The organism is Variovorax paradoxus (genome assembly GCF_009755665.1).
Taxonomy (GTDB): Bacteria; Pseudomonadota; Gammaproteobacteria; order Burkholderiales; family Burkholderiaceae_C; genus Variovorax; species Variovorax paradoxus_G.
On record NZ_CP046622.1, the window covers coordinates 22,943 to 44,237 of the forward strand.

At 66.3% G+C, this 21,295-nt stretch carries 19 protein-coding genes; 5 read left to right on the plus strand and 14 right to left on the minus strand.

Annotated elements, in window-relative coordinates:
• Nucleotides 1-52: 52 nt before the first annotated feature.
• The 6 genes from GOQ09_RS00100 to GOQ09_RS00125 form a co-directional block, all read right to left on the minus strand.
• Nucleotides 53-937: a pirin family protein gene (locus GOQ09_RS00100; RefSeq protein ID WP_157611140.1), complete on the minus strand. Its 885-nt coding sequence runs from the start codon at nt 935-937 to the stop codon at nt 53-55.
• Between the two features lie 66 nt (nt 938-1,003).
• Nucleotides 1,004-1,783 (minus strand): GNAT family N-acetyltransferase, encoded by a 780-nt coding sequence (locus GOQ09_RS00105; RefSeq protein WP_207309902.1) that lies wholly within the window; start codon nt 1,781-1,783, stop codon nt 1,004-1,006.
• Nucleotides 1,780-2,970 (minus strand): biosynthetic peptidoglycan transglycosylase, encoded by a 1,191-nt coding sequence (locus GOQ09_RS00110; protein WP_242630942.1) that lies wholly within the window; start codon nt 2,968-2,970, stop codon nt 1,780-1,782. The genes GOQ09_RS00105 and GOQ09_RS00110 overlap by 4 nt, the downstream gene beginning before the upstream one ends.
• An 85-nt stretch (nt 2,971-3,055) precedes the next feature.
• Nucleotides 3,056-3,625, minus strand: a complete 570-nt coding sequence (locus tag GOQ09_RS00115; protein ID WP_157611142.1) for a hypothetical protein — start codon at nt 3,623-3,625, stop codon at nt 3,056-3,058.
• Nucleotides 3,606-4,535, minus strand: coding sequence for an exosortase Q (gene xrtQ / locus GOQ09_RS00120; protein WP_157611143.1), 930 nt, complete (start codon nt 4,533-4,535; stop codon nt 3,606-3,608). Before xrtQ ends, GOQ09_RS00115 begins: the two co-directional genes overlap by 20 nt.
• Nucleotides 4,536-4,559: 24 nt before the next feature.
• Nucleotides 4,560-6,641, minus strand: a complete 2,082-nt coding sequence (locus tag GOQ09_RS00125; RefSeq protein WP_157611144.1) for a VIT and vWA domain-containing protein — start codon at nt 6,639-6,641, stop codon at nt 4,560-4,562.
• Nucleotides 6,642-6,848: 207 nt separating this feature from the next.
• Here GOQ09_RS00125 and creD point away from each other — a divergent pair, with 207 nt between their 5' ends.
• The 3 genes from creD to GOQ09_RS00140 all read left to right on the plus strand — a co-directional run bounded on the left by creD (nt 6,849) and on the right by GOQ09_RS00140 (nt 11,459).
• Nucleotides 6,849-8,333: a cell envelope integrity protein CreD gene (gene creD, locus GOQ09_RS00130; RefSeq protein ID WP_157611145.1), complete on the plus strand. Its 1,485-nt coding sequence runs from the start codon at nt 6,849-6,851 to the stop codon at nt 8,331-8,333.
• A gap of 39 nt (nt 8,334-8,372) precedes the next feature.
• On the plus strand, nt 8,373-10,763 hold the full coding sequence (locus tag GOQ09_RS00135) for a penicillin-binding protein 1A (protein ID WP_157611146.1): 2,391 nt from the start codon (nt 8,373-8,375) through the stop codon (nt 10,761-10,763).
• A gap of 90 nt (nt 10,764-10,853) precedes the next feature.
• Nucleotides 10,854-11,459, plus strand: coding sequence for a hypothetical protein (locus GOQ09_RS00140; RefSeq protein WP_157611147.1), 606 nt, complete (start codon nt 10,854-10,856; stop codon nt 11,457-11,459).
• A 16-nt stretch (nt 11,460-11,475) separates the two neighbouring features.
• Here GOQ09_RS00140 and creC read toward each other — a convergent pair whose 3' ends face one another.
• Nucleotides 11,476-12,921 (minus strand): two-component system sensor histidine kinase CreC, encoded by a 1,446-nt coding sequence (creC, locus tag GOQ09_RS00145; protein ID WP_157611148.1) that lies wholly within the window; start codon nt 12,919-12,921, stop codon nt 11,476-11,478.
• On the minus strand, nt 12,918-13,700 hold the full coding sequence (gene creB, locus GOQ09_RS00150; RefSeq protein ID WP_157611149.1) for a two-component system response regulator CreB: 783 nt from the start codon (nt 13,698-13,700) through the stop codon (nt 12,918-12,920). Before creB ends, creC begins: the two co-directional genes overlap by 4 nt.
• 567 nt (nt 13,701-14,267) lie before the next feature.
• Here creB and GOQ09_RS00155 point away from each other — a divergent pair.
• On the plus strand, nt 14,268-15,230 hold the full coding sequence (locus tag GOQ09_RS00155) for a YcjF family protein (protein ID WP_157611150.1): 963 nt from the start codon (nt 14,268-14,270) through the stop codon (nt 15,228-15,230).
• Nucleotides 15,231-15,250: 20 nt separating this feature from the next.
• Here GOQ09_RS00155 and cueR read toward each other — a convergent pair whose 3' ends face one another.
• Nucleotides 15,251-15,658: a Cu(I)-responsive transcriptional regulator gene (gene cueR, locus GOQ09_RS00160; RefSeq protein ID WP_157611151.1), complete on the minus strand. Its 408-nt coding sequence runs from the start codon at nt 15,656-15,658 to the stop codon at nt 15,251-15,253.
• The gene (locus GOQ09_RS00165) at nt 15,655-15,849 is read right to left on the minus strand and encodes a heavy-metal-associated domain-containing protein (RefSeq protein ID WP_126746571.1); all 195 of its coding nucleotides are present in this window, start codon (nt 15,847-15,849) and stop codon (nt 15,655-15,657) included. Before GOQ09_RS00165 ends, cueR begins: the two co-directional genes overlap by 4 nt.
• 133 nt (nt 15,850-15,982) lie before the next feature.
• On the opposite strand from GOQ09_RS00165, the gene GOQ09_RS00170 reads away from it, so the two are divergent.
• Nucleotides 15,983-18,223, plus strand: coding sequence for a heavy metal translocating P-type ATPase (locus tag GOQ09_RS00170; RefSeq protein ID WP_157611152.1), 2,241 nt, complete (start codon nt 15,983-15,985; stop codon nt 18,221-18,223).
• 12 nt (nt 18,224-18,235) lie between these two features.
• Here GOQ09_RS00170 and GOQ09_RS00175 read toward each other — a convergent pair whose 3' ends face one another.
• Genes GOQ09_RS00175 through GOQ09_RS00190 form a run of 4 tightly spaced genes read right to left on the minus strand, consistent with a single transcriptional unit; the run spans nt 18,236 to nt 21,252 of the window.
• Nucleotides 18,236-18,760 carry a GNAT family N-acetyltransferase gene (locus GOQ09_RS00175; RefSeq protein ID WP_157611153.1) on the minus strand — a complete coding sequence of 175 codons (525 nt, stop codon included), beginning with the start codon at nt 18,758-18,760 and terminating at the stop codon, nt 18,236-18,238.
• 48 nt (nt 18,761-18,808) lie between these two features.
• Entirely contained in the window at nt 18,809-20,053 is a 1,245-nt protein-coding gene (locus tag GOQ09_RS00180) for a beta-ketoacyl-[acyl-carrier-protein] synthase family protein (protein ID WP_157616526.1), read from the minus strand.
• Nucleotides 20,054-20,073: 20 nt separating this feature from the next.
• Nucleotides 20,074-20,364, minus strand: coding sequence for an acyl carrier protein (locus GOQ09_RS00185; protein ID WP_157611154.1), 291 nt, complete (start codon nt 20,362-20,364; stop codon nt 20,074-20,076).
• A 12-nt stretch (nt 20,365-20,376) separates the two neighbouring features.
• Complete coding sequence (locus GOQ09_RS00190; RefSeq protein ID WP_157611155.1) at nt 20,377-21,252, minus strand: alpha/beta hydrolase; 876 nt, start codon at nt 21,250-21,252, stop codon at nt 20,377-20,379.
• Between the last annotated feature and the right edge of the window lie 43 nt (nt 21,253-21,295).

Below are 21,295 nucleotides of genomic sequence, written 5' to 3' on the forward strand. Positions count from 1 at the left end.
TGCCTGTGACCTGCGGACGGTGCCGATTTTCGGTAGGCCTGCGACTACACCGTTATCCGAATTTGCCGTTCTGAAAATCGTGCACGGCCTCTTTCACCTGCTCCTGCGTGTTCATCACGAAGGGGCCGTATTGCGCAATGGGCTCGTTCAGCGGCTTGCCGGCAATCAGCAGCACGCGCGCGGGGCTGTGGTTGGTGGCGCCCGCGCGCAGCACCACGCCGTCGCTGCCCGGGTCGTTCGCCAGAATGGCCATGCGGCGCGTCGGCACCTCGCTGCCGGCAATCCACACCGACTCGCGGTACACGTACACCAGCGCGTTGTGGTCGTCAGGCAGAGGCTGGGCAAACTCCGCGCCCGGCGGCAGGCTGAGGTCGAGGTACAGCGGCTCGGTGTGCTCGCGCCGCACCGCGCCTTCGATGCCGTGGCTTTCGCCCGCGATCACGCGCACGTGCACGCCCGCGGCGGTGGTGTATTCAGGAATTTCCTCGCTCTGGATGTCGCGATACCAGGGCTCGCGCATCTTGTCCCTGGCCGGCAGGTTGAGCCAGAGCTGAAAGCCCTCCATCAGGCCTTCTTCCTGCTCGGGCAGCTCGCTGTGCACCAACCCGCGGCCGGCCGTCATCCACTGTACGCCGCCGTTTTGCAGCAGCCCCTCGTGGCCCGCGCTGTCGCGGTGGCGCATGCGGCCCGCGATCATGTAGGTCACGGTTTCGAAGCCCCGGTGCGGATGGCTGGGAAAGCCGCCGATGTAGTCGCCCGGGTTGTCGCTGCCGAAGGCGTCGAGCATCAGGTAGGGGTCGAGCCGCTTCTGCAGCGGCTGCTGCAGCACGCGAGTGAGTTTGACGCCGTCGCCATCGCTGGTGGAAACACCGGCCACGATGTGGTCGATGCCGCGCGGCGTGGCCACGGGATCGGTGGGGTGGTTTGCGTTCTTCATGCGGCCATGGTGGCACTAACGACCCGACCGCGCCACCCGTGGGGGTGCCGGTTTCAGGCTACGAAATCAGCGCGGCCACTGCTGCCGCTGCCAGTAGCGGTACTGCCAGTGCGTGGAAAAACCGGCGCGCCGGTAGAGCGCATGGGCCGGCATGTTGTGCGCATCGACCTGCAGGAACACGCGTTCGAAGCCGCGTTCGAGCGCGGCCTGCGCCAGCCCGGCCAGCACGCGCCCGGCCAGGCCCCGGCCGCGCTGCGACTGCTCAGTGCGCATGCCATGGACGCTGGCCCATCCGTGGCCAAAGGCCATGGCGCCGGCCGCGACGGTGCGGCGCCCTTCGCGCACGCTGGCATAGAGCGAACCCTTGGCGCGGGACAGCGCCCGCACGCGGTGCGCGCCGTCCACGGGATCGAAGCCTTCGCCCAGGAACAGCGTGGCCCAGGCGTCGTCGGGTGCGGCATCGACGTCGGCCAACCCCGCGTCGGCGGCGGCCACTTGCCGCATGCGCCTTGCGGAGCCGATCTGCACGCAGGTGGGCGAATCGCCCACGTAATGCCGCTGCTCCAGTTCGGCCCGCAGCGGGTCGAAGCAGGCCGTGTCGGCCAGGCGGAACGCGGGCACGAACTGGTGGCTGTCGTAGCGGGCCTCGATACGGTCGAGCGTGCTGTCGCTCACGGCGCCGCGGTGCAGCGGAACCGCCGATCTCGCGCGCTTGACGGTGCCGTCGTCGAAGGGCAAGAGCCAGCCGTCGAGCTCTTCGACCGCAAGGGGCGACACGGCGGCGACGGTGGCGCGCTCGATGGCTTCGATGTCGGCAATTTCCACAAATCCGTCCGTCTCGCTCATGGGGCCGCCTCCGGCGCGGCGAACTTGGCGGCCGCAACGCTCTTGAGCAGCGATTCGCGCTGGATGCGGCTGATGCCGCGCACGCCTTCGGCCACCCATTTGGTTCGGTCAGGATCGATGCGGCCGTCGCGCCGCCATTGTTCGAGCACCGCGTTCGGCTTGTGCAGCATGGCCGCGAGCCAGACGGCCTGCGCGGGCTCCAGGTTGCGTGCCGGGCGCTTGAAGTAGCGCCGCGCGGCAGCTTCGGCGCCGCACAGGTTGCCGCCCCAAGGGGCGTTGTCGAGGTACAGCTGCAGGATGCGCGCCTTGCCCAGGGTCTGTTCCATTTCGACCGCATAGAGCAGTTCGCGCAGCTTGCGTTCTGCCGTCCGGTCGCTGCCGGTGACCAACAGCTTGGCCAGCTGCTGCGTGAGCGTGCTGCCGCCACGCTTGGTCTGGCCGTCCTTCTGGTTGTTGTCGAGCGAGGCGACGATTTCCGCCAGGTCGTAGCCGGCATGGGTGAAAAAGCGCTGGTCTTCGGCCGCAATGACGGAGCGCGCCAGCCAGCTGTCGTTGGCCAGCTTCGACGGCGCGCCGCAGCCGGTGCGTGCGCCGAGCATGGCTTCGGTGCCCAGCCCTTCGACGGTGAACTGGCTGACTACGGGAACGACTGCGAACGTGCCCTCAGGCAATGCGACCTGCCCGCGAAGCGCCAGCGTGCCGCCGATGCGCGCGCGCTGCAGTTCGGGCAGGTTGGGTGCAAGCACCGCGTACCAGCGGGAAATGGGCGCATCCTTGATGTCGGCGCTGAGCAGCAGGTTCTTGGGCGTGAGGCGGCCTTCCCAGTGGCCGTGGATCACGGCCGACGCGTCGGCGCTACCGGGTGTGGCCTCGAGGATGCCCGTCAGGGTGTTGCCGTCGCGCTTGACAGTGGCAAGCAGGCCTTCGACCCGGATCGGCTGCGTGCCGAGCGCCGGAACCTCGACCGTGCAGGGAGCGCAGCGCAGTTCGAGCGCGCCGGCCGCATTCTTCCAGGCGAAGTGCACAGTGCCGAAGCGGGTGTCGAGCGCGTGGCCGTCGAGGTGCGGCGCTAGCCACGGAGAAGTGGCCAGGCGCACCGCCGTGGGCACGCCGACTTCGAAACTCAGCGGGCCGGCCATGACCGTGCTGCGCCATTCGCCCGGTGCGGGCGCGAGGGCGAACTTCACTATCAGGAAGATAGCTATCGCTGCAGTGACTACAAGGGCCAACAGCCCGTAAATCGCAGATCTCAGGGTCTTGTTCACACAACTCTCACAAGGGTCTCGCCACCGTGACGGCTTGCCACGGACCGGTCGACTGCCCGCTGGCCGCCGCCCAGTACCAAGCTGAAGTGTCGGTGAAAGCAGTGCCTTCGGCATCGACGATGCGCTCACAAACGCGGAACTTTTGCAAGCCGTGCATTTGCGCAACAAAACAGCGCCACAAGCGCTCCTGCGCATCGCGTTCCAGCCGCGCCTGCTCGATGCGATAGCCGAGTGCGCGGTAGCAGTCGGCAGCGGGATGAAGCATGCGCGTTGGCGTGTTCACCGCGCGCATCACGATCATCTGCGTGCCATCGGTCATGCGGCCGATGGCGCCCGGAAAGCGGTCGGCAAAGCGCTGCTCGACGTCGCCCAGCGCCATCGGCCGCAGCGGAACGCCGTCCCATTCGCGCGGCCACTCATGCGATGCCGCGGCCGCCAGGTGTTCTTGCGGCGCGCGCAGCGCGGCGGCTGTAGACCACAGCAGGCACAGCAGCATCGCGAGCGCAAAGCCCGTCTTGTGGCCGATGCGGTTGATGAAGTGATTGGCGAAAAAGCTTTCAAAGAACCGTGTCGACATGGCGGCCTCCCTGCGTGGTGATCATTCCGGGAATCGGCTGGTCGGCAAGTCCGGCAGAAGTGCGTTCCGGCACCATGAGGCGGGCGACGCCGCCGCACACAGCGGCCAAAACCACCAGGCCGAGCATGTTGTGCGCCCAGGGCGCCAGCGGCTGCCCCGCGCCTTCGAAGGCAATCAGCACGCTGTTGCGCACGATGTTGCCGCCCAGCACCAGCAGGCCGACCACCGGCAGCCGGCGCAAAAAGCCGCGGTCGCTCTGCCGCGCCCAGAGCGCCACCGCGCAGGCCGTGAAGTAGCCGAGCCACACCATCTGCACGCCGGAGCACGGTGCATCCACGATGACCAGCCGCCCGTCGACCACGAGGCTGCTGCCCTCGCGCGCCACGCTGAAGCCCGGGGCCAGCAGCCAGCGGCTCGCCTCGGCCGTGACCACGCGCAGCGGATAGCCGGCATAGAACTGCAGCGACGACAAAAGGGGCAAGGCCAGCACCGCCAGCCCCGCGACCGGCAGCGCGGCCACGCGGCGCGGAAGAAAGGCCAGCAACCCGCACGCCAGCGCCAGCACCGCCATCAGGCTTGCCGCGAGCGGCGGCAAGGCGGGCAGGGCGCCGGCGCCGGTGCGCAGCAGCGTGGCCACCAAGGTGCCGGCGGCTGCCAGGGCCAGCCAGCCCAGCCGCGGCGCGGCGCGCAGCTCGCGCCGCCATTGCCATGCCAGCGCCGCCAGGGCGGCCAATGCCAGCAGGCCCAGCGGATCGTCGGAGCCGTCGCGCATGCGCCGGACCATCCAGGCCCAGGTCGGCGCGAGCGCCGCGAATTGCAGCGCCAGCCAGAAGGCGGCCGGGGCGCGATCGATTTGAATGCCCCAATCCACGACGCGCGGGTGGCGGTGGGCAAGTGCGGCCAATGACATTTCTTTTTCCCCTTTCTGCCGCGCTCAGGCCGTGAAGCGGCGCGGATCGTTGCGGCGCGCACGGCGGCGCAGCATGGCAAGCATCGACAGCACGACGGCAATGGCGCCCAGGGTTTCGGGTTCGGGTGTGCTCGGCACTTCGGCGCCGAGTGCGAGTTCGCTCACGCCTTGGGGCAGGGGGAGCGGCTGGTTCACGTCCACGCTGTTCTGCGGCGCAACGTTGCGCACCACCTTGTCGACCGCGATGAAGCTGGTGTACTGTGTCAGCAGGCTGTACTTCAGTCCAAGCTCGGTGATGCGCTCCTTGAAGGCGGCACCGCCCTCGAGTGTTTCCTGGTCGCTCAGGCTCTGGATGCGGTGCCGCGCCCACAGCGTGCGCAGCGCGGCCGTGTCCTGGCGCAGCTGCGGGTCGATGCGCAGTTCCTGGCGGTAAGGGCCGCTGGCGCCCTGGCCTTCAACAATCACGCGGCCACGGGCCTTGCCTTCGGCATCGGCGCGCCACTTGCCGAACACGGTCACCGGGCGTTCGCCCAGCACGTCGGGCAGCGCTTGCGGCTCCACGTCGTACACGTCGAGGCCGCCGAAAGTCACCTTCACATTGGTGAGCACCGGCGACTCCACCATGCGGCGGAAGCGCGCGGCCTGCTCCGGCGCCTGGATCGGATCGGTGATGATGAAGGGCTCGCCCATGCCGGCGCGTGCAATGCCTTCCATCAGGCTGCGGTTCACCGACGAGCCGATGCCGAAGGCGAACACGTTGGCCTTCGAAAGGTTCTTGCGCACCAGCTCGAAGGCCTCGCGCTCCACGGTCACGTAGCCGTCCGTCACCAGCACCACGGTGCGCGACACGTTCTCTTCCTTCGGTTCGGCGTAGACACGCTTGAGCGCCGGAATCAGCTCGGTGCTGCCGCTGCCGCTGTAGTTCTGGATGGTGGCCAGCGCCTGCTCGATGTTGGCGCGCGTGGCCGGCACCGACTTGGGCGAGAGCATCTTGTTGCTGCCCGAGAACAGCAGCACGTTGAAGGTATCGCTCGGGCGCAGCCCGCCGATCAGCCGCTCGAGCACCGTCTTGGCGGTGTCCAGCGGAAAGCCGTGCATCGAACCCGAGATGTCGACCACGAAGATGTAGTCGCGCGGCGAAATGGCGCTGGCGGCTACAGCCTTGGGCGGCTCGACCATCGCGAGGAAGAAGTTTTCTGCGCTTCCGTCGGCGTTCTGCCCCTGGCCCTTGTAGAGCATCAGCCCCGATTCGATCTTTTCGCCCGCAAGGCGATAGTCGAGCACGAAGTCGCGGTTGTCCGCGGGCCGGCCATCGGCTGCGAGTGCCACGTCGGCGTGCCGGTCTTCATCGCTCTTCTTCACCTCGATGGTGTGCGACGACGAGCGCACTTCTTTCAGGCCCATCGGCGTGTCGATGCTGGCCTTGAGCGTGAAGCGGGTGGTGGGCGCCACGCCCGCGCGCAACGTGGGCTGCGCCACCCATTGGGCCTGCGCATTCTCCGACTGCGGGCTGTTGTAGCGCGGGCCCACCACGGTGGGAAACACGAAGGCATAGTTGCCCGACTGCGGCATCAGCAGTTCGGTGTAGCGCAGTTCCACCTTCACGTCGTCGCCGGGCAGGATGTTGGCGACGTTCATCTGGAACACATTGGGCAGGTGCTGCTCGAGCAGCGCGGCGGTCTTGCCTTCCTTCTTGGCGGTGTCGTATTCGATCTGCGCCTGCTGCTTCTCGCGGATCTGCGCGGTGATCAGCCGGTCGGCCAGGCGCACGTTCAGGCCGCTCACCGCGGCCTTGGTCGATCCCGGAAAAACATACTTGGCTTCGATCGCGCGCTGGCCCTCGTTGCGGTAGGTCTGCGTCACGGTCACGTCGGCGATGACGCCCGAGATCTTCACCGACACCTCTGTGCCCTTGAGCGGCAGGCGGTCGACGGAGGGGTCGTCGCTCTTCACGAAGAAATACGGGCTCTCGGTCTTCAGCCGCGGGCCGGGTGCTTCCTGGGCATGCACCGGGTGCACGCTGAGCGCGACGAAGCCAGCGGCGGCCAGGCTCACGGTGGCGAGCCAGAGCCAGCGGCCGGGGCGGGTGGAGATTTGGGCGTCCATGGCGGTGTGGAGTGGTGTCCGTGCGAACTTGCACAGCCGCAACTTTCGACGCCGCGCGAGAAGGAAATTGGAAGGCTGCTTGAAGTGCGGCAACCGGTTGCCGCCTTGTGTGAAGCCTGTGTGAAGTCGGCTGGCGGGCGCGCTTCACACAGCCTTCGGGTCACGCGGCGAGCATCGCCACTTCGTTATCGAAGAGGAGAAAAAAACATGTTCCAGTTGTTCAAGGCCTTGCAGAGTTCCATGCTGGTCAAGGTGGCCGGCCTGCTCTTGCTCACGCTCTTGCTGTGCATTCCGCTCGCTGAAATCAATTCGATCAACCGCGAACGCGGCCGCAGCCAGCGCGAGGCGGCCGAGGAGCTCGCCGCCACCTATGCGAGCGCCCAGACCATGGTGGGTCCGGTACTGCTGGTGCCCTATGTGGAGCGCTGGATGGAGCCGCTGCGCGATGCGAAAGGCAAGGTGATCGGCCAGGAGGCGCGCAGCAAGGAAATGGCCCACGCGGTGTTTCCCGACAAGCTGCATATCGAAGGTTCGATGACGCCGCAAGAGCGCTATCGCGGGATTTTCAAGATTCCGTTCTATACGCTCAATGCCACGCTGGGCGGCGGCTTCGCGGCCTTCGACCCCAAATCGGTGGCGCACAGCGAAGCCGATTCGCGCATCGAGTTCAAGGCCCCTTTCGTCGTCTTCTACGTGAGCGACCTGCGCGGGCTCGACGGGTCGCCTTCCATCGCAATGAACAGCGAAGGCCTGCGCTTCAGGCAGCGCGTGCCCGGCCTGGCCGACAACAGCTGGCTGGCCGATGGAGTCCACGCGCCGCTCACCGGCGCCGCGCTTGCCGCATGGGAATCGAAGGCGCCGATGCCTTTCGAAATGAAGGTCGGCCTTGTCGGCCAAGACACGCTCTCGATGGTGCCAATTGCCGAAGAGACCACCGCCCACCTGAGCTCGCCATGGGCGCACCCGAGTTTCGGCGGCCGCTTTCTCGCCGCGAAACGCGACGTGACTCCGCAGGGCTTCGATGCGCACTGGCGCGTGTCGTCGCTGGTGACCTCGGCGCGCGAGCAGGTGCGTGCCGGACTGTCTGACCGCGAGGATCGCAGCGCTGCTGCCACTGCCGCGTCCGCCGCGGCAGTAGTCGCCCATACACCGCGCAACCTCGGCCCGCTGCAAACCTTCGACGTGTCGCTCGCCCAACCCATCAACGTGTACTCGATGAGCACGCGCGCCGGCAAGTACGGTGCGCTCTTCATCGGCCTGGTGGTCATGGCCGCCTTCATGTTCGAGCTGTTCCGCAGGCAGCGCATGCACCCGGTGCAATACGGGCTGGTGGGCCTCTCGATTGCGCTGTTCTTCCTGCTGCTGCTGGCGCTGTCCGAGAAACTGGCGTTCTGGCTGGCCTATGCCAGCGCGGCCGGCGCCAGCGTGCTGCTGCTCGGCATTTATTTCAGCGCGGTTTTGCAAAGCTGGAAACGCGGCGCGGGCTTCGGGGCCTATGTCGCGGTACTCTATGGCGCGCTCTACGGCCTGCTGGCATCGGAAAGCAATGCTCTTCTGCTCGGCGCCCTGCTGACATTCGGCATGCTGACTGTGCTGATGCTCGCCACGCGCAAGGTCGACTGGTATGCGTTGTCCGTCGGGAACCCCCGACCCCCCGAGCCAGTCGTACCTGAAGTGGCTCCGTCCGTGTAACTGACGCTACCGACTGTTTTTTCTTAACTACTGATTTCCATGGACGATTCCTCTCCTTCCACCGAACCGGCGCGCTCCGAGCGCTCGATGCGGCTGCGGCGCATTGCGCGGTGGAGCGCCATCGTGGGCGGTTCGGCCGCGCTGGTTCTGGTGGTGGCCGCCGGCGTGGCGGTGGCCGTCATATCGCCCCGGCTGCCCGACATCTCGGAGCTTGCCGACTACCGGCCCAAGCTGCCTTTGCGCGTGTATTCGGTCGAAGGCACGCTCATCGGCGAATTCGGCGAGGAGCGCCGCACCCTTACGCCCTTTGCCAACATTCCCAAGGTAATGAAAGACGCCGTGCTGGCCGTGGAAGACGCGCGCTTCTACGATCATGGCGGTGTCGACTACAAGGGCTTTGCACGCGCGGCCGTTGCCAGCCTGAAGGGTGGCCGCAAGCAGGGAGCCTCGACCATCACGATGCAGGTGGCGCGCAATGTGTACCTCAGCTCCGAGCGCACGCTGAGCCGCAAGACCTACGAGATCTTGCTGGCCCTGCGGCTCGAGCAGCAGCTCACCAAGGACCAGATTCTGGAGATCTACCTGAACCAGATCTACCTGGGCAACCGCGCCTACGGTTTTGCTGCAGCGTCCGAGGCATATTTCGGCAAGCCGCTGCAGAACATCACCACGGCCGAAGCCGCCATGCTGGCCGGCCTGCCGAAGGCGCCCGGCGCCAACAACCCGGTGGCCAACCCGCGGCGCGCCCGCGCGAGGCAGCTCTATGTGATCGACCGCATGCAGGAGACCGGCTTCATCACCGCCGAGCAGGCGGCCGAAGCCAAGAAGGAAGAACTGCACCTGCGCGATGCCGCCGATCCGAACCGGCTGCATGCCGAATACGTGGCCGAGACAGTGCGCCAGATGATGTACGCGCAGTATGGCGACAGCATCTACACCAGCGGCATGAAGGTGTACACGTCGCTGGTCGCTGCCGACCAGGCAGCGGCCTACAAGTCGCTTCGCAAGGGCATCATGGATTACGAGCGGCGCCAGCCCTACCGCGGACCCGAGCGCTTCATCGACCTGCCGGACGACGCCAAGGAGGCCGACGAGGCGGTGGACGACGCACTGGCCGAACACCCGGACAACGGCGACGTGATGGCGGCGGTGGTACTGGAGGCCGGCCCCAAGGAAATCAAGGCCGTGCGCGCCAATGGCGAAACCCTGCAGATCACCGGCGAAGGCCTGCGGCCCGCGCAATCGGGCCTTGCGGCCAAGGCGCCACCCAACATCAAGATCCGCCGCGGCGCGGTGATCCGCGTGGCGAAGACGCCCAAGAACACCTGGGAGATCACGCAGTTGCCCGAGGTCGAGGGTGCGTTCATTGCCATGGACCCGCGCACCGGCGCCATCAAGTCGCTGGTGGGCGGCTTCGACTTCGGCAAGAACAAGTTCAACCACGTCACGCAGGCCTGGCGCCAGCCGGGTTCGAGCTTCAAGCCGTTCATCTACTCGGCCGCGCTCGAGAAGGGCTTCACTCCGGCCACCATCGTGAACGACGCTCCGCTGTACTTCGAGCCGAGCACCCCCGGAGGCCAGCCCTGGGAACCGAAGAATTTCGACGGCGGCTTCGAAGGGCCGATGCCGCTGCGCACCGCGCTCATGAAGTCGAAGAACCTGGTGACGATCCGCCTGCTGCAGTCCATTGGCGCGCCATACGCGCAAGACTGGATCACGAAGTTCGGCTTCGACAAGGACAAGCACCCGGCCTACCTGCCGATGGCGCTCGGTGCCGGATCGGTCACGCCCATGCAGATGGCCACGGCCTACTCGGTGTTTGCCAACGGCGGCTATCGCGTCAATCCGTATCTGGTCACGCGCGTGACCGATCTGCGCGACAAGGTGCTGCTCGAAACCGAACCGCCGGTGCTCGACGAATCGCGCCGCGCCATTCCCGAGCGCAATGCCTTCATCATGGATTCCCTGCTGCAAAGCGTGGTGAAGGGCGGCACCGCCGCGCGTGCCTACCAGGCGCTCAAGCGCGACGACCTGTTCGGCAAGACCGGCACCACCAACGACTCGTTCGACACCTGGTTTGCAGGCTTCCAGCCCACCACCGTGGGCATTGCATGGATCGGCTACGACACGCCGCGCCAGCTGGGCGTGCGCGGCGAAACCGGCGGCAGCCTGAGCCTGCCGATCTGGATCGGCTACATGCAGACGGCGCTGAAGGGCGTGCCTGTGAGCAAGATTGCCGAGCCCGCGGGCGTCGTCAACATCGATGGCGAGTGGTACTTCGACGACTTCACGCCTGGCCACGGCGTGGCGAGCCTCGGCGTCGAAAACACCGAGGCACCGGCGCCGCCGGCCGAAGAACTCTCGGGCGTGCCGCTGGGCCCACCGCCACCGCCCGAAGAACGCAACCGCATTCTCGAATTCTTCCGGTAAGCACAAGCGCGGGACGGGCGGGCAAAGGAGAGGGTGGTTCCGGGTCTCTACACTCGGTGCTGCCTTCCGCTCCAACTTGCCCACGCTCTCATGGAAATTCTTACCCTGGTGACGTTGTTCGTCATCGGCGCCTACATCCTCAGGTCCCGCGAACAGCGCCAGCGCATCGCGCTGCTCGGAAGCCATCTGGGCAGATACCAGATCGAGAGGCTCATGGAAACCCTCACCGAGGGTTACCTGCGCTGCCTGGGCGAGGACGACGCCGAACGGCGCCAGCAGATCTGGAGCCTGCTCGATTCCACCGAGGAAAAACTCTCGGGCCAGTTCGACAGCTTTGCCGCAGCGTTCGCACGGGTCGATGCGGCGGATGCACGCGTGAGCAAGCTGCCGTTGGCGGTTCCCTTCGCGCACAAGCTGTTTCCCGCCGCCACCTTCGACCTGCGCGAAGCGCTCGTCATCCATGCGCGCGGCATTGCGGAGGTGATGCGCAACGAAGCAAGCCGCACGCCGAAGTCCAAGGCCTTCACCATGTCGGCCGAACTGTTCCTGATGCAGCACACCTGCCATTGGTTCTGCAAGTCGAAAACCGTGGCATCCGCGCGCATGCTGGCGCGGCACAAGACCTCGTACGAGCAACTGCTGGAAGCGGTGAGCCCGGCCACGCGCCGGGCCTACGGCACGCTCATCGGCCGGTGAACCGCGCCTCGGTCCTTCAGTGATGCGATGAAGGCAAAAGCGGCAAGGTGAGCGTGGCCACTGCGCCGCCGCGTGCCGCATTGCCGAGCTCGATGCGCCCGCGGTGCAGCGCGGCAATCTCTTTCACGAAGGCCAGGCCCAGGCCCGTGCTTTTCTTCTGGCTGTGCGGCCGCGCCAGCGAATAGAACTTCTGAAAAACCTTTTCCTGTGCGTAGTCCGGAATGCCCGGTCCGCGGTCGCGCACGGTCACGCGTGCGAGCTTCGAAGTGGTCTCGAGCGTGAGCAGCACCTCGCTGCCCTGCGGTGAAAAATCGATGGCGTTGTCCAGCAGGTTGCTGACGGCGCGGCGCAGCAGAAACGGATCGCCTTCGGTATTGGCATCGGTGCGAATGTTCACGCGCACGCCGATGTTGCGCTTGGCCGCGGCAGGCTGCGCGCTGAGGGCGACGTCCTCGATCAGCGAAGCCAGCGCCACCGGCTCGGTGCGATCGAGGCCGCGCCGTGTTTCGAGTGCGGTGAGCTCCATCATGCGGTCGACGATTTCCTGGATGCGCTGCGTTTCGCGTTCGATGTTCTTCAGGAAGCGCTCGCGCTCCGCATGCGGCATCGACGGTTCCTGCAGCAGCTCGGCCGCACCGCGAATCGCCGATAGCGGGCTCTTCACTTCATGCGTGAAGGTCTGCACGTAGTCGGCCACGTAGTTGCGGCCTGTGAGCGCATCGCGCATTTCACTGAAGCCGGTGCGCACCGCATCGACCGCGCGCCGTGCCATGCGCGAGAGGCTCAATTTTTTCTGGGCGCGTACCCAGGTCCAGTAGTCCGAGATCAGGCCGAACGGCCTCACCAGCCAGACCGAGACGATGATCGCCAGCAGCAACAGCGCCAGGCCTGAGCCCACACCCACCCACAGCGTGCGGGCGCGCGCGTCTTCGACGAACTGGCCGAAGCTCTGCACCGGCTTGCCGACGCTGACCATGCCGACAATCTCGTTGTTCCAGCGGATCGGCGCGCCCACGTACATGACCGAAGTGCGCGGGTCGCCGTCGACGTCGCGCGAGGTGCGCGCGCCGTACAGCCCCGCGAGCGTGCGGTTCACGTCGCTCCACTGCGAGTAGTCGGCGCCCAGGTGCCTGCCGAGCGAATCGAACATCACCCGGCCGCTGCGGTCGGTCACGTACACGCGCAGCTCGACGCGGTTCTTGTGCAGGTTGTAGATCTGGGCCGAGAACTCGCGCGCATACACCGTGCGGAACAGCGGCTCGAGCCGCGCGGTGTTGATGGCCCCCGCGATCACGTCCTGCTCGACCAGGCTGGCAATCAGCTGCGAGGTTTCGACCAGCGACTCCTCGGCCGATTCGCGGTAGCGCGGGTCGATGTCGGACACCACGCGGTAGAGCAGGAATGCGATGCCCGCCGTGTAGATCAGCAGGATGCCGATGAAGATTCGCGTGCGCCGGCTCACGGCGTCTGGGGCAATTCTTCGTTCAACGCGTAGCCAGTGCCGCGCAGCGTGCGGATCGGCTCCACATCGGGCGCCACGGCCTTGAGCTTGGCGCGCAACGTTTTCACGTGCGCGTCGACCGTGCGGTCGAAGCTGTCGCTCGCATCGTCCCAGACCAGCTGCAGCAACTCGTCGCGCGTGAAAACACGGCCCGGCCGCTGCACCAGGAGCCGCAGCAGGCCGTATTCGTAGCGCGAAAGCTCGAGCAGCCGCCCGTAGTAGCGGATTTGCATGCGCTCGTTGTCCAGCGCAAACGGCGTTGCGGAGGGCTGGGAGCCCGCAGGAGCCACCGAACCCGGATTTTGAGGGGGACCCCCGTTGTTTGTTGCCGCGGGGCCTCCAGGGGCCGCTCGTGCGCTGCGCCGCAGGATGGTGCGCACCCGTGCGACGAGTTCACGTGGAGAAAACGGCTTGGCAATGTAGTCGTCGGCACCGAGCTCCAGCCCGACCACGCGGTCGATTTCGTCGCTTCTCGCGGTGAGAAACAGCATCGGCACCTCGGCGCCGCCCTGTGACTGGTTCAGCGCGCGCAAGCGCTTGAAGAGCTCGAATCCATTGAGGTCGGGCAGGCCAACGTCCAGTATGGCCAGTGCCGGCGGCTCCTGTGCGAACTGCGCGATGGCTTCCTCGGCCGTTGCGCACCAGACCGGCGTGAAGCCATCGCTCTTCAGGACGTATTGCAGCGTGTCGGCAATGCCCGATTCGTCTTCGGCAATCAGGATCCGGGGTTTGAAACTCATCCCCTGGATGTTAGCGAGGGGGCGCAGTCCGGCGAGGCTGGTTTTGTTGCGTGGCGCCGAGGACACGGCGCGGCCTTTCGCGGTCTTTTTTTCCGGCGCGGCGTGGGCTCTGTATCTTCTTCTTATCTCTCTTATTCAAATTAGTAGTAGTAGATAAGGGCGGCACCTGTCTGTGGACATGCCGCTTTTTTCCTTGTGTGACAGTCACTTGTCATACCTCTGTCACTGTGCGCAGCCGCGCTTCCGTGCTGTCGCGCCAAAAGGAACAACATTGCCGGGCGCGTCCGGCCTGTGGATAACCGCCCGCTTGTGCCAGAACTCTCCCCAGAGTTGTCCTTTGACAGGGTTCCGGAATTCTGCGAAAGACAGTTTCCGGCGCAAGAAATTCATTGCCGCTTATTTAGGCAGACTGTAGATTTGCGTTGCAGATCAAGGACTTAGCTTTCTCCTACAAAGAAGTGCGAGTGTTATCCACAGAGTTGCCCAAGCTTTGTGGGGAGAACCGCAGCGGAACCTTCGCGCGCGGCGCCGAACGAACTTTGTCCTTCAACCAGCGGAATTTCCAACGTGACACCTACCGAAACCAGGGCCATCGTGACCCTCAGCCTCCTGGCTGCCTTTGTCGACGGCGAAAAGCACGAGCGCGAACGTGCGGAAATCAAGCGCATTGCCGAAGGCCTTTCGCAAGCGGACGGCGTGAACCTGCCCACGCTCTACCAGGACGTGCTGATGAAGCGGGTGTCGCTGGCCTCTGTGGCGGGCGAACTGCAAAGCACGGAATCGAAGCAGCTGGCCTATGAAATGGCGGTGTGCGTGTGCGATGCGGACGGCACGCAATCGGAGGCGGAGCGCATGTTCCTGGCCGAGGTGCGCACCTCGCTCGGACTCGATGCCTCGGCCGCCCAGTTCTCGCGCCAGGCGGAGGAAATTGCCGCGGTTCCGGTGGCCGCCACCAGTGCCGCAGCGGCAGCGGCGCCACTGCCCACGTCCGCCGCGGTCGCCGCGTCATCACCCGACAGCGCCGAGCTCGACAAATCCATCCTCAATGCGTCCATCCTGAACGGCGCGCTCGAGCTGCTGCCGGAAACGCTCTCGACCATGGCGATCATTCCGCTGCAGATGAAGCTGGTCTACCGCATCGGCAAGGCCCATGGCTATGAGCTCGACAGCGGCCACATCAAGGATTTTCTGGCGACGGTCGGCGTGGGCCTGACGTCGCAGTACCTCGAGCAGGCCGGGCGCAAGCTGCTTGGCGGCCTGCTCGGCAAGATGGGTGGCGGCATGCTGCGCGGCCTCGGCAACCAGGCGGTGAGCTCGGGCATGAGCTTTGCCTCGACCTATGCGCTGGGGCACGTGGCCAAGCGCTACTACGCCGGTGGCCGCACGCTCTCCACGCAGATGCTGAAGGACACCTTCGCGGGCGTGATGCAGGAAGGCAAGGGCCTGCAGACCCAGTACCTGCCCGCCATCCAGGAAAAAGCCCGCACGCTCGACGCCGGCAAGGTGCTGTCGCTCGTCAGAGGAGCCTGAGCCTTTCTCCTGGGGAGAGCCTATCCAGCCAGGTCGTCGAGGATGGGGCAGTCGGGGCGCGCGTCCCCGTGGCAGCAATGCACCAGGTGCGCGAGGGTGCTGCGCATCGACTGCATGTCGGCAATGCGCTGCTCCAGTTCGTCCAGGTGCTTTTGTGCCACCCGCTTCACGCTCGAGCTGGTACGCCGGCGGTTGTGCCACAGCCCGACGAGCTCGGCAATTTCTTCCATCGAAAAACCAAGGTCGCGCGAACGCTTGATGAAGCGCAGCGTGTGGATGTCGGCATCGCCGTACTGCCGGTAGCCGCTTTCGGTGCGCGGCACCGCTGGCAGGAGGCCCAGGCCTTCGTAGTGCCGGACCATGCGCGCGGAAACGCCTGAAAGCCTTGCGGCCTCGCCGATGGAGACGGTTCCGAAGCTGTTGCTCATTGCACCTTGTATCCGGCGTTCTCGATCGCGGCGACGATGTCCTGCCGCGGCTGCGTGCTCAGCACGTCGACATGGCCTGTTTCAAGATCCACCGTGACCTGCGCCTTGGGGTCGATGGTTTGCACCGCGTTCTGTACCGCGCTCACGCAATGGCCGCAGCTCATGCCCGAGACCTGGAATTTCTGGCTCATCTTTCTTGCTCCTGTTGAGAAGTTGAATCAAGGAAGCCGCCAGTTTGAACCCTCTCACGATGTCAATGTCCAGCGCAGGGGCACTGTGCTTTGGGCTTGACCTTGCCATGATGTGAGACTTTACCTTCGGTGCATGGACAATCTGCAGCACTACCCCTCGAACCCCATGAGCACCCTGGATCTTTCTGTTGGCGGCATGACCTGCGCATCGTGCGTGATGCGCGTGGAACGCGCGCTCAAGAGCGTTCCCGGCGTGCAGGACGTGAGCGTGAACCTGGCCACCGAGTCGGCCCGCGTGGTGGCGGCCGATGGCGAAGACATGGATGCGCGCCTGCGCCGCGCGGTGCGCGCCGCGGGCTACGAGCCGCGCGCGGCCGGCAATGCGGCCGACGAAGCCGCGGCGGTATCGCCCTGGCACGGCTTCGGCCCCGTGGGCATCGGTCTCTTGCTCTCGATTCCGTTGCTGGCACCCATGCTGGGACAACCCTTCGGCCAGGACTGGATGCTTGCGCCGTGGGCGCAGTTGCTGCTGGCCGCGCCGGTGCAGTTCTGGCTTGGCGCGCGTTTCTACCGTGCGGGCTGGCATGCCGCAAAGGCCCGCACCGGCAACATGGATCTGCTGGTGGCGCTCGGTACCAGCGCGGCCTTCGGGTTGTCGCTCTGGCTCTGGTGGCGCGCGGCCACGGGCGACCATGCGGGGCATGGCGCTGTGCCGCACCTGTACTTCGAGGCCTCGGCCGTGGTGATCACGCTGGTGCTGCTCGGAAAGTGGCTGGAGGCGCGCGCCAAGCGGCAGGCCACTTCCGCCATTCGCGCGCTGCAGCAACTGCGGCCCGAAACTGCGCACCTCGTCGGCCAGCGCGGTGAAACCGATGTGCCACTGGCGGAAGTGATGGTGGGCGACCGGCTTGCAGTGCGGCCGGGCGAACGTGTGCCGGCCGATGCGCACGTGATCGAAGGGCGTTCCGAAGTCGATGAGTCGATGCTCACCGGCGAGCCGCTGCCGGTGGCCAAGGGCCCCGGCGATTCGTTGACGGGCGGCGCCGTCAACGGCGATGGCCGCATGGTCGTCGAAGTGAGTGCCGTGGGTGCCGAAAGCGTGCTGGCCCGCATCATCCGCCTGGTCGAAGACGCGCAGGCCGCGAAGGCGCCAATCCAGCGGCTGGTGGACCAGGTTGCGGCGGTGTTCGTGCCCGTGGTGCTGTTGATCGCACTGGCCACGCTGGCGGGCTGGCTGCTCGCGGGCACCGGCATCGAGATTGCAATGATCCACGCGGTGGCCGTGCTGGTCATCGCGTGTCCTTGTGCGCTGGGCCTCGCGACGCCCGTCGCGGTGATGGCCGGAACTGGTGTTGCGGCGCGCCGCGGCATTCTCATCAAGGATGCGCGCGCGCTGGAACTTGCGCACAAGGTCGACATGGTGGCTTTCGACAAGACCGGCACGCTGACCCTGGGCCGACCGGTGCTGACCGCGCTGATTCCGGCGGGAGACCCTGGCGATGAAGCCGGACTGCTGGCAACGGCTGCCAGCTTGCAAGGCGGCAGCGAACATCCGCTCGCGCGTGCCGTGTCGGCGGCTGCGGCGCAGCGCGGCTTGCAGGTGCCGTCCTTGGCCGCCATGCAGGCGATGCCGGGCCGCGGTGTGCGCGGTGAAGTGAATGGCGAGAGTTGGGCCATTGCAAGCCTGCGCTGGTGCGCCGAACTGGGCGTTGTTCCCGACGCTGCAGCGGTCGAGCGCCTGCATGCGCAAGGTGCCACCGTGTCGGCGCTGCTGCGCTTCGATGCGGCGGGCGTTGCGCAGGTACAGGCGCTGCTGGCCTTTGCCGACGAGCCGAAGCCCGAGGCTGCGCAAGCGGTTCGCACCTTGCGCGAAAGGGGCCTGCGCGTGGTGATGATCTCGGGCGACAACGAGCGTGCCGCACAAGCCATGGCGGCGCGGCTTGGCATTGCCGCCCCGGATGTGCGTGCCGACGTTCTGCCGGCCGACAAGGCGGCACAGGTCGGTGCACTGCGCCACGACGGCCATGTGGTCGCAATGGTCGGCGATGGTGCGAACGACGCACCCGCATTGGCGGCCGCCGATGTGGGCATTGCAATGGCACCTTCGGGCGGTGGTACCGACGTGGCCATGGAGGCCGCGGGTATCACGCTGATGCGCGGCGACCTGGCGCTGGTGGCCCAGGCGCTCGACCTTTCGGCACGCACGGTGGCAAAGATCAGGCAGAACCTCTTCTGGGCCTTTGCCTACAACGTGGCCGGCATTCCGCTCGCGGCCTTCGGGCTGCTGAGCCCCGTGGTGGCGGGTGCGGCCATGGCGCTGTCGAGCGTCAGCGTGATGGCCAATGCGCTGCTGTTGCGGCGCTGGAGGCCTTGAGGCTTTGCCGCTTCAGTCGATCAGCAGCGCGAGCAGTTGGTCGTCGATGTAGTCCGCTTCGCCGGCACGTTTGTAGAACTTGCGCAGCGTGCCTTCGCATTCGAAGCCCAGCTTCTTGTAGAAGCGCAGCCCCGGCGCGTTGTCGCTTTCGACATAAAGCTCGATGCGCTTCACGCCGTCGGCCTTGAGGTGCTCGATGGCATCGCTCACCATCGCATGGGCGATGCCCTTGCCGTGCAGCGCCGGATCGACCGCCAGCGTACCGAAGCAGGCCACGTGCCGCACGCGCCCGGGGTAGCGCGTCGCACGGTAGAAGCCAGCCACGCGGCCGTCGTCTTCATAAATGTAGAAGCTTCGGCTGTCGACCAGCTCTTTGTAGATGGCGCGAAATTCATCCAGCGGCATCGGGTCGTAGCCGAGGAAAGGCACGACACGCTCATGCATGTAGATGGTGAAGACCGCTTCGAGATCGAGAGGTGTTGCGAGCCTGCGCATGGTGACCGGGTTGCCTGCGGATGCAGATGAGTCCGCCAGCATACCGAGTCTTGTCCTGGCCCCGCATGTCGCGCTGAATCGCCTCTGGCTTCAGGGGTGCGCGCTGCGGGAAGCAATCAGTACGGCGTTGGTGCCGCCGAACGCGAACGAGTTGGAAAGCACATGCCTCAGGTGTCCGGCTTCGCGCGCATCGCCTCGCACCAGGTCGAGATCGAAGGCCGCATCGGGCGCACGCAGGTTGGCAGTGGGTGGAAGCATGCCCCGGGCCAACGCGCGCAATGCGGCCACGAGTTCGATCGCACCGCCGCCGCCGAGCACGTGTCCGTGGATGGCCTTGGTGGCGCTCACCGGCGTGGCGTTGCCGAACACTTCGCGGATGGAAGCGGCTTCCGCGGCGTCGCCTGCCCGGGTGGCGGTGCCGTGCGCATTGATGTAGCCGACCTGCGAAGGGTCGATGCCGGCGTCGTGCAATGCCGCCCGCATGGCGCGCACCTGGCCAGCGGCGCTGGGGTTGGTGATGTGCGTGGCGTCGCAGTTGGTGGCATAGCCGCTCAGCGCGAGCGCGGTGTCGTCGGCAATGCCGCGTGCCGATGCGTGCGCCTGCGATTCGAGCACCAGCGCGGCGGCTCCCTCGCCCAGTGCAAAGCCCGCGCGGTCACCCGCAAACGGCCTGCAAGCGCTTTCGGGTGCACCGGGCGGCAAGGGTGCGGTCACGCGCATCGCATGCCAGCTGGCCATCACGCCCGGCGTGAGCATCGCGTCGTGTCCGCCTGCAATGGCCACGTCGATCCAGCCGCCGCGGATGGCGCGCATCGCTTCACCGATGGCCACCGCCGAAGAGGCGCAGGCGCAGGCGTATGCAATGGCGGCGCCTTGCGCCCCGTACTGCAATGCGAGTTCCGCCACTGCCGCATTGGGCATGACGGTGAGCACCGTCGTCGGCCGCATGCGATGCTGCTCGGCGTAGAGCGCGTGCGTGGTCTCGTCGAAGGTGCCTGCGCCGGCCAGGCCGCTGCCCCAGAAGATGCCGAGGCGCGTGGGATCGACGCAGCCAGGATAGAGCCCTGCCTCTGCGGCGGCGTCGTGTGCGGCCGCGAGCGCCATGGCAGTGCCGCGGTCGAGTGGCAGGCGCGAGTTGCTGCGCACCTCTTCCGCGTTGAACTCGCAGCCGGCGACGGCAAGTTCGATCGGGTCGAGACCTTCGATGCAAAGCGTTTGCGCGCGCACCGCGGAACGTGCATTGAAGAGCGCATCGTCGAAGCTGTCGACAGTGCGCCCTAGCGGCGTGACAAAGCCCAGACCCGTCACGAACACCGGCGCACCGGCCGGCTGGATCGAACGGGGTTTTTCGTTGCTCACGCGTGCACGGCCGCCGGCGACTCGGCGTCGCACCTGATCTGCTCTTCGATCGCCTCGCCCAGGCTCTGGAGGGTGATGCCCGCTTCGCGCGGATCGAGCCGGTCTTCGGGAAGGCGCAGATGAAACGCGTCTTCCACTGCGAAGACGAATTCCATCAACCCGAGCGAGTCGAGACCGAGCTCTGACAAGGCTGTGCCGGGCGCGATGGCCGTTCGCTCGACTTCGAACTTGCTCACCAGAATGGCCGTGATGTTGTTGAAGATCAGTGAAGACAAAGAGGAGGACATGAAACGTTTCTTTCAGGCGAGAAAGCTGCTGCGGATGGACAAAGCGGCGGAAGCAACCGGCATGCCCGACGTGTCCGGCGTGCAGTGCGCCACGGCATCGGCGAAGGCGACTGTTTCGCGCGCCACCTGGTGGCGGTCGTTGTCGATCGTGATCATGTGATAGCTGTCGGGCAGCACCACGCTGCGAAATGCCTTGCAGCGCAGGCCTCGCGCAAGGATGTCGAGGTTGGCTACGCTGGCCACTTCGTCCTGCTGCGCATGGAGCGCGAGCACGCTCGCGCACTGCACGCGGCGAAGGTTGCGCCTCACATGGCGGATCAGCCGGTCATGCTCGCGCAGGTGGCCGACGCCGATCAGCGCGCTGCCGGCGCTCGATACCTTGCGCTGGCGCAGTTCGCGCTCGATCCATGCGCGCACGCGTTCGTTCTTGACACCGTAGGGTGGGCGCTCCCGGTACTGCCAGAGCCGGCCGAGGGGGGTGTACAGCGCCAGCGGCAGCAGCATGTGCGTGCGCGGAATGGCCCAGCCGTCGAAGCGCAGCGTGGTCGACATCAGCACCAGCGCGTCGACATCGCTGCCGCAGCGGATGGCCGCGCCGAGCGCAAGCGAAGAACCGGCCGAGATGCCGACCAGCAGCACACGGTCATGCTGCGCGCGCAGCATCTTGACCTGCGCTTCGACGGCGTCGAGCCAATGCTCGTAGGGTGCGGCATGCTGCACCGGCGCGGCGGCATCGAAGGAGTAGCCGTCGACGCGCATCGGATGCACCGGATACCCGCTGCCGCGCAGGGCCGATTGCACGGTCAGGAGCTCGTCAGGTGTGCTGCATAAACCATGCAGCAGCACGATGGCCGTGCGGCGCGCTGCGGGTTGCTGTCGTATGCTCATGGCGCGTTTATCGCCGGTAGGCACTGACGGGCCGCTGACCCTC